Genomic DNA, 13,837 nt, shown 5'->3' with positions numbered 1-13,837 from the left:
GTAACCCCTTGCCGCGCGGGCCATCGGCGCCCGGCGTGGCTCAGTGGGCCAGCACCGGCGTATCCCAGATCCGCGCCCGGTACTGCGTGGGCGGAAGGCCGAACCATCGCTTGCAGGCCCGAAAGAAGTTGCTGCTGTCGACAAAGCCGAGCATGTCCGCCACGTCGGTGAGCGTATGGCGGTCTTCCGCGAGGTACTGCTGCGCAAGCTTGCGACGGGTGCGGTCGAGCAGCGACTGGAACGACACCGACTCCTCCTGCAGCCGCCGCTGCAGCGTGCGCTCCGCAAGGCCCAGGCCCGCGGCCACGTCCTGCCGGCGCGGCTCGCCATGCGGCAGCCGGCGCGCGATCTCGGCGCACACCAGGCTGCTGGTGGTGGTCTGGCCGAGCAGGTTGAGCTGGTCGTCCAGCAGATGCTCCTGCATCTCGCCGAGCGTGGGGTGGTGGGTGGGCAGCGGCATCGCCATGTCGGCGGCCGACAGCAGCAGCCGGTTGGCGGGTGCGTTGTAGCGGATCGGGCAGCTGAAGGCCTCGCGGTGCAGCCGGTCGTCGGCCGGCGGCGGGTAGACGAACTCCAGGGCCAGCGGCTGCAGCTCGCGCCGGGTGAGCCACTGGCACTGCATGAACACGGTCAGGAGGGCGTATTCGACGCGCTGGCGCGGGATCGGCAGGCTGCCGCCGGTGTGCTCCATCACCATCCAGCAGCCGCGTGCCTCGGGCTGCATCGAGAAGGCGGTCGCGTCCGAGATCACGGCCATGTAGCGGGTGAGCCGGGTGAGTGCCTCTCCCAGATCGGCGCTGCACGACATCGCGTGGCCGACCGTGCCCAGCTTGCTGTGCGTGGCTGCCAGGTCGCGGTGCAGGCCCAGCGTGGGCTTGCCCGCGCGCGCCACGGCCAGTTGCCAGAGCACGGAAATCTCGTCGACCGGCACGCGCGCGTTCTGGCGGTGCAGCGAGTCGGGGTCGAAGCCGGCTTCGCGCAGCAACGAGGGCACGTCCAGGCCTTCGGCCTCGAACATCGAGAGCACGCCTTCGAGCCAGGCGGCCGAACTGGTCCGCAGTTCTGGCTGCTGGGTGCAGCCCGGCCGGCGTTGCGGTCGGCGCTGGGCATGCGGCATGGAGGCTCCTGAAGTCATTGAATTGGCTCGCTTGCGATAGCGGAGGAAACGCGGTCCGTTCCTAGAATTTTCTGGCGGATCCGGTCGGCCGGAGTATGGCCGCCGGACACCGGTGCAGGAATTCCGATTAACCCGGTGTGGAGACAAACAATGAATACAACAGAGACAACGGAAAACCAGGACGCAACCCGGCAAACGGCGGTGGCAACGGTGGCGCGAGCCATGGCCGCCGCGGCCTGCATGGCGCTGTCCGCCTGCGGCGGTGGCTCCGATTCCGGTTTCTCCTTCCCTCCGATCGTTCCTGCGGGGCCGCCGGCTGCGCCACCTCCGGCTGCGCCGCCCCCGGCCGCTGACGGCCCCATGGTGCGCCAGACCACCGCCGGCAAGATCGAGGGCGTGGACGACAGCGCCGCCACCGGCACGTATTCCTGGAAGGGCATTCCGTTCGCCCAGGCGCCCGTCGGCAGCCTGCGCTGGGCGCCACCCACCGATCCCAAGCCCTGGGAGGGCGTGCGTGCGGCAAGCAAGTTCGGCCATGCCTGCGCCCAGGGGGGACGCTATTTCAGCCCCGCGCCCAACGACGCGCCCTTTGGTCTTGCCGTACGCGAGGGCTTCGGCAAGCCGGTGGGCGACGAGGACTGCCTGACGCTCAACATCTGGCGCCCGGCCGGCGACACCACCAAGCTGCCGGTGATCGTCTACATCTACGGCGGCAGCAACATCTCGGGCTACACGGCCGATCCGGGCTACGACGGTGCCCAGCTCGCCAAGCGCGGCGACGCCGTCGTCGTGACCATCAACTACCGCGTCGGCGCGCTCGGCTGGCTCGATCTGCCGCAGCTCAAGACCGGCAACGCGAGCAACGACTCGGGCAACTTTGCGCTGCTCGACCAGATGCAGGCCCTGAAGTTCGTCCAGGCCAACATCGGTGCCTTCGGCGGCGATGCGGGCAACGTCACGGTGATGGGGCAGTCGGCGGGCGCGGTCAACACCTGGGGCCTGGTCGTATCGAGCGCGTCGGCCGGCCTGCTGCACAAGGCGGTGCCGCTGAGCGGCGGGATCGCCTTCGCCTCGCGTCCTACCGCGCAGACCTATTCGAAGGGGCTGCTCAACGCGATCGTCATCGCCGACGGCAAGGCCACCGACACCCCGACGGCCGATGCCTGGGTGGCCTCGCAGACCGATGCGCAGATCGCGAGTTACCTGCGCGGCCTGTCGGCGGACAAGCTGCTGACCATCGTGCTCGCGAACCCGCAACTGGGCAATGCGCCGGCGCCCATCGAGGACGGCACCATCCTGCCCGTGAACTCGGCCGCCGAGGTCGATGCCGGCCGGTTCAACAAGATGCCCATGCTGATCGGCAACACACGCGACGAAGGCACGCTGTTCGGAGGTTTCAAACCCAGCGACTACGACCGCTTCGGCCTGCAGTACAACTTCAACCCGGACGCACCCGTGACGCTCACCGAGGCGGACCTGATCAAAGCGTCCTACCTTCCGGTAGACCAGCCGTTGACCGGCTGGAAGGCGTGGACGAACACCCTCACCAACGCGATCTTCCTCAACATCCTGCCGCCGCAGGTCGATTCGGTGGCCAAGTACCTGCCGACGAAGACCTGGTACTACCGTTTCGACTGGAGCCAGCAGGTGGCACCGTTCAACACCGCCTATGGCGCCACGCACGGGCTGGACACGGCGTTCATGTTCCACAACTTCGGCACCGGCGTCTTCTCGTTCTCCTTCGGCGAGGCGAACCGGCCGGGACGCGAGGCGCTGTCGGATGCGATGGTGGGCAGCCTGTCCGCGTTCGCGCGCACCGGCGATCCGAACCATTCGGGCCTGGGCGTGACCTGGCCCAACTGGCCACGCAAGATCGTGCTCGACGCCAGCAAGACGCAGCTGCAGAACAGCGCACCGTGAGCGGCTTTTTCGGTATCGAACCGCGGGCCTCGCTGAAGAGCCGCTTCGTTCAATCCAGCAGTGCGGGTTTGTGTCATTGTGCAAGTGGCCGAAGCTTGCGTGAATCCGTTGTACGCAAGTTTTTAGAAGTCATTTCACATAGGAGTCTGTAGATGCTGGGTTTGATGCAAGACCAACCGCTTTTGATCTCGTCGCTGATCGAATTCGTCGAGCGCCACAACGGCGACGGCGAGATCGTCTCGCGCCGTGTCGAAGGCGATATTCACCGCACGACATGGAGCGGTATCGCATCGCGTGCCCGGCAGGTGGCCAACGCGCTGGACGGCGAGCAGTTGCTGTTCAGCGACCGCGTCGCCACGCTGGCCTGGAACGGCTATCGCCACCTGGAGCTTTACTACGGCGTGAGCGGCAGCGGCCGCGTGCTGCACACCATCAACCCGCGCCTGCATCCCGACCAGATCGCGTGGATCGCCAACCATGCCGAAGACCAGATCCTGTGCTTCGACCTGAGCTTCCTGCCGCTGGTGCAGGCCGTGCACGCGCGCTGCCCGATGATCCGCAAATGGGTGGCGCTGTGCGACGCCGACAAGCTGCCGGTCGACAGCGGCGTGCCCAACCTCGTGAGCTATGAAGCCTGGCTCGGCCAGCAGTCGAGCGACTACGACTGGCCCACCTTCGACGAGAACTCGGCATCGAGCATGTGCTACACGAGCGGCACCACGGGCAACCCGAAGGCCGCGCTGTACAGCCATCGCTCGACCATGCTGCATGCCTACGCTGCCGCGCTGCCCGACGTCATGCGCATCTCCGCGCAAGACTCGGTGCTGCCGGTGGTGCCGATGTTCCACGTCAATGCCTGGGGCATTCCGTACTCGGCTGCGCTGGTGGGTTGCAAGCTGGTGTTCCCGGGCCCGTCGCTCGACGGCAAGTCGGTGTACGAGCTGATCGAGTCCGAAGGTGTGACCTTCGCGGCCGGCGTGCCCACCGTGTGGCAGATGATGCTGGGCCACATGCAGACCAACGGCCTGAAGTTCAGCAAGCTGAACCGCACCGTCATCGGTGGCTCGGCCTGCCCGCCGGCCATGATCACGGCGTTCCAGGAGAAGTTCAACGTCGAGGTGCTGCACGCCTGGGGCATGACCGAGATGAGCCCGCTGGGCACGCTCTGCACGCTCAAGAACAAGCATCTGTCGCTGCCGGCCGATGCGCAGTTGCAGATCCGCATGAAACAGGGCCGCGCGATCTTCGGCGTCGACATGAAGATCGTCGATGGCGACGGCAACGAACTGCCCTGGGACGGCAAGGCCTACGGCGACCTGCTGGTCAAGGGCCCGTGGGTCGTGAAGGAATACTTCAAGGGCGAGGGCGGCAACCCGCTCATTCCCGATGCGCAAGGCCGGGGCTGGTTCCCGACCGGCGACGTGGCCACCATCGACGCCGACGGCTACCTGCAGATCACCGACCGCAGCAAGGACGTGATCAAGTCCGGCGGCGAGTGGATCAGTTCCATCGAGATCGAGAACATCGCGGTCGCGCACCCGGCAGTGGCCATGGCCGCCTGCATCGGCGTGTTCCATCCCAAGTGGGACGAGCGCCCGATCATCGCGGTCGTGAAGAAGCCAGGCGCCGAAGTCACGCGCGAAGAACTGCTCAAGTTCTACGAAGGCAAGACCGCCAAGTGGCAGATCCCCGACGACGTGGTGTTCGTCGAGGCCATTCCGATCGGCGCCACCGGGAAGATCCTGAAGACCCGTCTTCGCGAACTGCTCAAGGACTACAAGCTGCCCACGCTCTGACGCACAAGCCAAGCCCACTCGCACTGTCGCGCACGTGATAGCAAGGCCGCCTTGGCGGCCTTCCTCCCGGGCAATCCCTGTGCGGGGAAAAAAAGGGCGCTTGTACGCTGGCATCCCGCCTTTCACTCAGGAGACTCTTCATGCAATTTGCTATCAAGTCAGTAGCTGCCTGTGCAATGTTGATCAGCGTCACAGCCGCATTCGCCCAGAAGGGTGAGACGGTCAAGATCGCCTGGCTCGATCCGCTGTCCGGCCTGATGGCCGCGGTGGGCACCAACCAGCTCAAGACCACGCAATTCCTTGCTGAAGAGTTCAACAAGAAGAACCTGTCGGGTGTGAAGTTCGAGATCCTCGCTCTGGACAACAAGCTCAGCCCGCAGGAAACCACAGCCGCGCTGCGCTCCGCACAAGACCAGGGCGCGCGCTACATTATGCAGGGCAACGGTTCGGGCCCCGCGCTCGCGATCATCGACGCCATCGAGAAGAACAACGCGCGCAATCCGGGCAAGGAACTGCTGTACATGAACTATGCGGCGGTCGACCCCGACCTGACCAACAGCAAGTGCAGCTACTGGCACTTCCGCGTGGACGCCGACACCTCCATGAAGATGGAAGCGCTGACCGCCTGGATGAAGGACCAGCCCGACATCAAGAAGGTCTACATCCTCGGCCAGAACTACGCGCACGGTGTGCAGGTGTCCAAGTTCGCCAAGGAAGACCTGAAGATCAAGCGCCCCGACATCCAGATCGTGGGCGACGACCTGCATCCGCTGGCACAGGTTCGCGACTTCTCGCCCTACATCGCCAAGATCAAGGCATCGGGCGCCGACACCGTCATCACCGGCAACTGGGGCTCCGACCTGTCGCTGCTCATCAAGGCCGCCAACGACTCGGGCCTGAACGTCAGGTTCCTGACCTACTACGCGCCGGGCGCCGGCACGCCCACGGCCATGGGTGCCACGTCCGACGGCAAGGTCTACACCGTGGCTTACGCCCACTACAACATGGGCGGCGAGATCCAGAGGCTGCTCAACGGCTACAAGAAGAAGATGAACGACGACCTGACGCAGGCCTCGATCTATCACGTGTTCGCGCTGCTCGACGCTGCCTTCGCCCAGACCAAGTCGACCGACCCGGTCAAGGTGGCCGCTGCCCTCGAGGGCATGAAGATCAAGAGCTTCAACGGCGAAGTCGAAATGCGCAAGGCCGACCACCAGTTGCAGCAGGGCCTGTACATCTCGCGTTGGGAAAAGGCCAGCGCCAAGTACCCCTACGACGCCGAGAACACCGGCTACACCAATGTCCCCGTGAAGTATTACGAGTCGTATGTGGCGAGCACGCCCACGACCTGCCAGATGAAGCGCCCCTAGGCGTCTTTGTGAACGCATTTCCTACCCAGCGGTAGAAGCTACCTACCAGCGGGTAGCAATTTGGAGAAATGCGCTGTCGCCTGCGCGATAGAAACGGGCCTTTGCAACGCCTCCCTTACGGGCATTCCCTGAGGGGAGGGGCTGCGAACGCTTGTACTCTCGTGAGGCCTTTTGAATCGGTTTGACCAGGAGATATAGATTGAAGTTCGCTCTGAAGATCGTTACCGCAGCCGTTCTCGCGGCAAGCGCCACCGGCGCGCTCGCCCAGAAGGGTGAAACCGTCAAGGTCGCATGGATCGACCCGTTGTCGGGCCTGATGGCCGCGGTGGGAACGAACCAACTCAAGACCTTCCAGTTCTTTGCCGAAGAATTCAACAAGAAGAATGCGGCCGGCGTGAAGTTCGAGATCATCGCGATCGACAACAAGCTCAGCCCGCAGGAAACCACCAGCGCACTGCGCTCGGCCATGGACCAGGGCGCGCGCTACATCGTGCAGGGCAACGGCTCCGGCCCGGCGCTGGCGATCATCGACGCGCTCGAAAAGAACAACGCACGCAATCCGGGCAAGGAAGCGCTGTACCTGAATTACGCCGCAGTCGATCCCGAGCTGACCAACGCCAAGTGCAGCTACTGGCAATACCGCTTCGACGCCGACACGTCGATGAAGATGGAAGCGCTGACCACCTACATGAAGGACCAGCCGGACATCAAGAAGGTCTACATCATCGGCCAGAACTACGCGCACGGCCAGCAGGTCTCCAAGTACGCCAAGGAAGACCTCAAGCACAAGCGCCCCGACATCCAGATCGTCGGCGACGACCTGCATCCGCTGGCACAAGTGCGCGACTTCGCGCCCTACATCGCCAAGATCAAGGCATCGGGTGCCGACACCGTGATCACCGGCAACTGGGGCTCCGACCTCGCGCTGCTCATCAAGGCCGCGAATGACTCGGGCCTGAACGTCAAGTTCTATACCTACTACGCCGTGACCAGCGGCACGCCGACCGCCATGGGCGCAGCGTCCGACGGCAAGGTGTTCCAGGTCGGCTATGCCCACTACAACATGGGCGGCGAGATGCAGAAGTACGCCGAGGACTTCAAGAAGAAGTTCAACGACGACATCTACACGACCGATGCCTACACCGTGTTCCAGGCCCTGACCGAAGCCTTCGTCAAGACCAAGTCGACCGATGTGGTCAAGGTGGCCGCGGCGCTCGAAGGCATGAAGTTCAAGAGCTTCAACGGCGACGTCGAACTGCGCAAGGCTGACCACCAGCTGCAGCAGGGCCTGTACATCGCCCGCTGGGAAAAGGCCAGTGCCAAGTATCCGTACAGCCCGGAAAACACCGGCTACACGCTGGCGCCGGTGAAGTACTACGACGCCTATGTGGCCAGCACGCCCACCACGTGCCAGATGAAGCGTCCCTCTTAAGTTCGGGAACGCGCCAAAGCGGTCGAGGCCCGACTTCAACACTCGGGCCTTTTTCTTTTTTCAACTGACACGAAAGACCGATGAACGTCGAATTCTTCGTCATCTCGCTGCTCAACGGCGTCAGCTACGGCTTGCTGTTGTTCATGCTGAGCTCCGGCCTCACGCTGATCTTCAGCATGATGGGTGTGCTCAATTTCGCGCACGCCAGCTTCTACATGCTCGGCGCCTACTTCGCCTACACGCTGTCGGGCATCCTGGGTTTCTGGCCGGCGCTCTTCCTGGCGCCGCTGCTGGTGTTTATCCTGGGGGCGGCCTTCGAGCGCTACTGCCTGCGCCGCGTCCACAAGTTCGGCCATGTGCCCGAGCTGCTGGTGACCTTCGGCCTTTCGTACCTGATTCTTGAAATCGTGCAGCTCGTGTGGGGCCGCTCCACGGTGCCGTACGGACTGCCGACGGCACTGCAGGGTCCGCTCTTCACGCTGTACGGCACGCAGTTTCCCAAGTCGCGCTCGTTCATCATGCTGGTGGCGGTGCTGATGCTGATCTCGGTGTGGCTGCTGCTCACGCGCACGCGCATCGGCCTGGTCATCCAGGCGGCGCTGAAGCACCCCGACATGGTCGAGGCGCTGGGCCACAACGTGCCGCGCGTGTTCATGCTGGTGTTCGGCGGCGGTGCCGCGCTCGCCGGCCTGGCGGGCGTGGTCGGTGGCAACACCTATGTCACCGAGCCGGCCATGGCGGGCTCGGTCGGCTCCATCATCTTCGTGGTGGTGGTGGTCGGCGGCATGGGCTCGCTGGCCGGTGCGTTCCTGTCGTCGCTGATCATCGGCGTGGTGCAGACCTTTGCCGTGGCCATGGACCAGTCGCTCGCGACCGGCCTGCAGGCGATCGGCGTGGCGGTGACCGACCAGACCTTCGGCTACGAGCTGCTCAAGCTCACGATCTCGCAGGTGGCGCCCATTCTTCCGTACCTGTTCCTGGTGCTGATCCTCATCTTCAGGCCCAAGGGTCTTCTCGGAACCCGGGAGGACTGACGCCATGACCACTGCAACCACAACGACTTCCACGCAGCCCCCTGCGCCGACGCCTGTGCGCTACTACCGCTTCAAGCCGCTGAACATCGGCCGCATCCTGATCTGGTCGATGTTCGCCTTGCTGTTGATCGTCGCGCCGATGCTCTTCACGAGCAGCCTGGCGCTGACCATGCTGTCGCAGATCGGCTACCTCATCATCATCTGCCTGAGCTACAACATCCTGCTGGGGCAGGGCGGCATGCTCAGCTTCGGGCATGCGGTGTATGTCGGGCTCGGCTCGTTCGTCGCCATTCATGCGATGAACATCGCGAGCAAGGGCAGCCTGCCGATTCCGCTGGTGCTCATTCCGCTCGTGGGTGGCCTGGGCGGCATGTTCTTCGCCGTCGTGTTCGGCTACGTGTCGACCAAGAAGTCGGGCACCACCTTCGCGATGATCACGCTCGGCCTTGGCGAGTTGGTGGCCGCAATGGCGCTGATGTTCCCCAGCTTCTTCGGCGGCGAAGGCGGCATCACCACCAACCGCGTGTACGGCGCTTCGTTCTTCGGCATCAACTTCGGGCCGCAGAACCAGGTGTATTACCTGATCGCCGTGTACTGCTTCATCTGCACCGGGCTCATGTTCGCCTTCACCGGCACGCCGCTCGGACGCATGCTGAACGCGGTGCGCGACAACCCCGAGCGCGTCGAGTTCATCGGCTACAACACGCAGCGCGTGCGCTACTTCGCCTTCATCATCGCGGGCTTCTTCGCCGGCATCGGCGGCGGGTTGGCGGCGATCAACTTCGAGATCGTGAATGCGGCCGACAGCCTGAACGGGCTGCGCTCGGGCAGCTACCTGCTGTTCACCTTCCTGGGTGGCGCCACCTTCTTCTTCGGGCCGATCATCGGTGCGGCACTGCTGGTGTTTGCGCTGGTGTTGCTGTCCGAGCTGAGCAAGGCCTGGCTGCTGTACGTGGGCCTGGTGTTCCTGCTGATGGTGATGTTCGCGCCCGGCGGCGTGGCCAGCCTGATCATGATGAACGTGCGCGTGGCGCTGTTCGGCAAGATCAAGCGCTTCTACCTGCTCTACGTGGGCCTGTTCATCGGCGCGGCCATCATGCTCGCGGGTGCGGCGGCCATCGTCGAGATGATCTATCACATGCAGCTCAATGCAGCGCTCGGCCCGACGGTGCCGTTCGCGGGCATGACGCTGGACACCTCATCGGCCGCGAGCTGGATCGTTGCCGGTGCATTGCTGGTGGTGGGCCTGGGCATCTTCGAGGTCGTACGCCGTCGCTTCGCGCGGGTATGGGGTCAGGCACAAGAAGAAATTGAAGCCGAGATCAAGCGGCGGGAGACGGCATGAGCTATTCACTCGAACTCAAAAGCCTGCGAAAGAGCTTCGGCAAGACCGACATCATTCGCGGCATCGACCTGGCGGTGAAGTCGGGCGAGCGCATCGCCATCATCGGGCCGAACGGCGCGGGCAAGTCTACGCTGTTCAACCTGATCAGCGGGCGCCTTGCGCCCACCAGCGGCGAGGTGCTGCTCAACGGGCAGCGCATCGACGGCATGAAGCCATACGAGATCAACCGGCTGGGCCTGTCGCGCAGCTTCCAGATCACCAACATCTTTCCGAAGCTCACCGTCTTCGAGAACCTGCGCTGCGGCGTGCTGTGGAGCCTGGGCTACAAGTACACCTTCCTGCGCTTTCTCTCGAACCTGGACGATGCCAACGCGCGCACCGAGGAGCTGGTTCGCCAGATCGGGCTGGAGCGCAAGCGCGACGTGCATGCGGTCAACCTCACGTATGCCGAACAGCGTGCGCTGGAGATCGGCGTGACCATTGCGGGTGGGGCGGGCGTCATCTTGCTGGACGAGCCCACGGCCGGCATGAGCAAGACCGAGACCTCGCACTTCATCTCGCTCATCAAGCACGTCACGACGGGCAAGACCCTGTTGACGGTGGAGCACGACATGGGCGTGGTCTTCGGCCTGGCCGACAAGATCGCGGTGGTGGTGTACGGCGAAGTGATTGCCTTCGACACGCCCGCGGCCGTGCGCGCCAATGCACGCGTGCAAGAGGCTTACCTTGGCTCCTCGGTTGCCGACGCACAGGGAGCGGGACACTGACATGCTGAAGCTTCAAGACATCCACGCCTACTATGGCAAGAGCCATGTGCTGCATGGCGTTTCCTTCAACGTGAACCCCGGCGAAATCGTCGCGCTGCTGGGCCGCAACGGCTCCGGCCGCTCGACCACCGCCAAGGCCATCATGGGCCTGGTGCATGCCGAGGGCGGACTGCACTGGAAGGGGCAGAACATCCTGCGCCGCAAGGCCTACGAGATCGCGCACATGGGGCTGGGCTACGTGCCCGAGAACCGCGAGATCTTTCCCAAGCTCACGGTGCACCAGAACCTGCTGCTGGGACAGAAGGGCAACGGCAAGGGCAGCCGCTGGCAGTTCGACGACATGTACGACATGTTCCCGCGCCTGAAGGAGCGCCAGCACAACGAGGCCGGCGTGCTCTCGGGTGGCGAGCAGCAGATGCTCACGCTGTGCCGCACGCTGATGGGCGACCCCGATCTCATCATCATCGACGAGCCGACCGAAGGCCTTGCGCCCAAGATCGTCGAGCTGGTGGGGCAGTACCTGCGCACGTTGAAGGACAAGGGCATCTCGGTGCTGCTGATCGAGCAGAAGCTGACCATTGCCATGCAAATTTCCGACCGCGCGCTCGTCATGGGCCACGGCAGCATCGTGTTCGACGGCACGCCCGACAGCCTGCGCGCCGATGCCACCACCCGCAAGGAATGGCTGGAGGTTTAGCAAACCCCCAGGCTTCGCGCACTTCGTGTCGCTACGCCAACCCCCTTGCAGGGGGCAACACCAGCGGCCCGGCAAAGCCGGTTCCGCGGTGTTCCCCGAATGGCCCACCCTCTTCATGGAAGGCCTTGTCTCGACAGCGACTGCGTGCCATTGTTGCGTCGCGACAAAAGCCTAAAATCCCTGAAAAAGAACACTCGTGCTTTTTCTTCTTTTTCTTCACACACCAAGGAACGCAGCATGACGGCTGAATACAAAGTGCTCGGCGATGTCGCCGTGATCACACTGACCAACCCTCCGGTCAACGGTCTCGGTTTCTCGACCCGCATCGGCATCACCGATGGCCTGGCCAAGGCCAATGCCGACGACGCCGTCAAGGCCATCGTCCTCACGGGCGCCGGCAAGGCGTTCTCGGGCGGCGCGGACATCAAGGAATTCGGCACGCCCAAGGCGCTGCAAGAACCCAACCTGCTCAGCGTGATCCTCGCGCTCGAAGCCTCGCCCAAGCCCATCGTCGCTGCCATCCATTCGGTGTGCATGGGCGGCGGCCTTGAACTGGCCCTGGGCTGCCACTACCGCGTGGCCGCTCCCGGCACCGCCGTGGCACTCCCCGAAGTCAAGCTGGGCCTGCTGCCCGGCGCCGGCGGCACGCAGCGCCTGCCGCGCGTGCTCGGCGTGGAAACCGCACTGAACATGATCGTCAGCGGCGAGGCCGTGCGCTCCGAAGTGCTGGCCAGCCTGCCAGGCCAGAAGCTGTTCGACAAGCTGGCTGCCTCGCCCGAGTCGGTGTTCGAAGAGGCCGTGGCCTTTGCCAAGAGCGTGGCCGGCAAGACCGGTGAAGCGCTGCCGCTGGTACGCAACCTGCCGTGCAAGCACCCGCAAGGCGATGCCTACTTCCAGTTCACCAAGAACATGGTCGGCGGCATGTCGAAGAACTACCCGGCACCGCTCAAGTGCATCGACGCCGTGCAAGCCGCGACGAAGATGAAGTTCGACGACGGCATGGCCGAAGAGCGCCGCCTGTTCACCGCGCTGATGTTCACGCCCGAATCGCTGGCCCTGCGCCACCTGTTCATGGCCGAGCGCGCCGCGAGCAAGATTCCCGACGTGCCCGAAGACACGCCCAAGCGCGACATCAAGGCCGTGGGTGTGATCGGCGCCGGCACCATGGGCGGCGGCATCTCGATGAACTTCCTGAACGCGGGCATCCCCGTCAAGATTCTCGAGATGAAGCAGGACGCGCTCGACCGCGGCGTGGCCACCATCAAGAAGAACTACGAAGCCCAGGTCAAGAAGGGCAAGCTCAAGCAGGACAAGTACGAGCAACGCATGGCGCTCTTGAGCACCACGCTGAGCTACGACGACCTGAAAGATGCCGACCTGATCATCGAAGCCGTGTTCGAAGAAATCGGCGTCAAGGAAAAGGTCTTCAAGGAACTCGACCGCGTCGCCAAGAAGGGCGCGATCCTGGCCTCGAACACCTCCACGCTCGACGTCGACAAGATCGCATCGTTCACCGACCGTCCGCAGGACGTGGTCGGCATGCACTTCTTCAGCCCGGCCAACGTGATGAAGCTGCTCGAAGTGGTGCGCGGCAAGGCCACCGCCAAGGACGTGCTCGCCACGGTGATGGCCATCGGCAAGAAGATCAAGAAGACCTCGGTGGTCTCGGGCGTGTGCGACGGCTTCATCGGCAACCGCATGATCGAGCAGTATTCGCGCCAGGCCGGCTTCCTGTTGGACGAAGGTGCACTGCCGCAACAGGTCGACAAGGCCATCGAGAAGTTCGGTTTTGCCATGGGCCCGTTCCGCATGGGCGACCTGGCCGGCAACGACATCGGCTGGGCGATTCGCAAGCGCCGCGCCACCGAGCGTGCCGACATGAAGTACAGCCGCACGGCCGACAAGCTCTGCGAACTGGGCCGCTTCGGCCAGAAGACCGGGGCAGGGTGGTACGACTACCAGGCCGGCAAGCGCGATGCGATTCCTTCGGACCTCGTCAACAAGATGATCGAAGACCACCGCAAGGAACTGGGCATCACGCCGCGCAAGATTTCCGATGAAGAGATCGTGCAACGCCTGGTGTACGCATTGGTCAACGAAGGCGCACACATCCTCGAAGACGGCATTGCCTCGAAGTCTGGCGACATCGACATGGTGTACCTCACCGGCTATGGCTTTCCGATCTGGCGCGGCGGCCCGATGCACTACGCATCGCAAGTCGGCCTGTACAACGTGGCCGAGTCGATGAAGCGTTTTGCCAAGAACCCGCGCGACGACGCCGAGTTCTGGCAGCCCGCACCGCTGATCCAGAAGCTGGTCGCCGAAGGCAAGCAGTTCAGCTGATATCGAAGCACAGACA

At 64.0% G+C, this 13,837-nt stretch carries 10 protein-coding genes; 9 read left to right on the top strand and 1 reads right to left on the bottom strand.

From position 1 onward, the window contains the following. Positions 1-40: 40 nt before the first annotated feature. Positions 41-1,117, bottom strand: a complete 1,077-nt coding sequence (locus H7F35_RS30375) for an AraC family transcriptional regulator (protein ID WP_187110211.1) — start codon at positions 1,115-1,117, stop codon at positions 41-43. A 150-nt stretch (positions 1,118-1,267) separates the two neighbouring features. On the opposite strand from H7F35_RS30375, the gene H7F35_RS30370 reads away from it, so the two are divergent. The 9 genes from H7F35_RS30370 to H7F35_RS30330 all read left to right on the top strand — a co-directional run bounded on the left by H7F35_RS30370 (position 1,268) and on the right by H7F35_RS30330 (position 13,821). Next, positions 1,268-3,037, top strand: coding sequence for a carboxylesterase/lipase family protein (locus H7F35_RS30370; RefSeq protein ID WP_261803419.1), 1,770 nt, complete (start codon positions 1,268-1,270; stop codon positions 3,035-3,037). 152 nt (positions 3,038-3,189) lie between these two features. Continuing rightward, a complete protein-coding gene (locus H7F35_RS30365; RefSeq protein ID WP_187110210.1) occupies positions 3,190-4,833 on the top strand; it encodes a 3-(methylthio)propionyl-CoA ligase in 1,644 nt (547 codons plus the stop codon). A gap of 140 nt (positions 4,834-4,973) precedes the next feature. Next, positions 4,974-6,203: a branched-chain amino acid ABC transporter substrate-binding protein gene (locus H7F35_RS30360; protein ID WP_187110209.1), complete on the top strand. Its 1,230-nt coding sequence runs from the start codon at positions 4,974-4,976 to the stop codon at positions 6,201-6,203. Positions 6,204-6,402: 199 nt separating this feature from the next. Continuing rightward, positions 6,403-7,635, top strand: a complete 1,233-nt coding sequence (locus H7F35_RS30355) for a branched-chain amino acid ABC transporter substrate-binding protein (RefSeq protein WP_187110208.1) — start codon at positions 6,403-6,405, stop codon at positions 7,633-7,635. Between the two features lie 80 nt (positions 7,636-7,715). Next, positions 7,716-8,669, top strand: coding sequence for a branched-chain amino acid ABC transporter permease (locus tag H7F35_RS30350; protein ID WP_187110207.1), 954 nt, complete (start codon positions 7,716-7,718; stop codon positions 8,667-8,669). Positions 8,670-8,673: 4 nt separating this feature from the next. Then, positions 8,674-10,014, top strand: coding sequence for a branched-chain amino acid ABC transporter permease (locus H7F35_RS30345; protein WP_187110206.1), 1,341 nt, complete (start codon positions 8,674-8,676; stop codon positions 10,012-10,014). Then, the gene (locus tag H7F35_RS30340) at positions 10,011-10,781 is read left to right on the top strand and encodes an ABC transporter ATP-binding protein (RefSeq protein ID WP_187110205.1); all 771 of its coding nucleotides are present in this window, start codon (positions 10,011-10,013) and stop codon (positions 10,779-10,781) included. The genes H7F35_RS30345 and H7F35_RS30340 overlap by 4 nt, the downstream gene beginning before the upstream one ends. A 1-nt stretch (position 10,782) precedes the next feature. Next, a complete protein-coding gene (locus H7F35_RS30335; RefSeq protein ID WP_187110204.1) occupies positions 10,783-11,478 on the top strand; it encodes an ABC transporter ATP-binding protein in 696 nt (231 codons plus the stop codon). Positions 11,479-11,715: 237 nt separating this feature from the next. Next, entirely contained in the window at positions 11,716-13,821 is a 2,106-nt protein-coding gene (locus H7F35_RS30330) for a 3-hydroxyacyl-CoA dehydrogenase NAD-binding domain-containing protein (RefSeq protein ID WP_187110203.1), read from the top strand. Positions 13,822-13,837: the final 16 nt, after the last annotated feature.

This window comes from Variovorax sp. PAMC26660 (genome assembly GCF_014302995.1).
Lineage (GTDB): Bacteria > Pseudomonadota > Gammaproteobacteria > Burkholderiales > Burkholderiaceae_C > Variovorax.
Note: the sequence above shows the minus strand (reverse complement) of the source record. Positions and strands in the feature narration are given on the sequence as shown.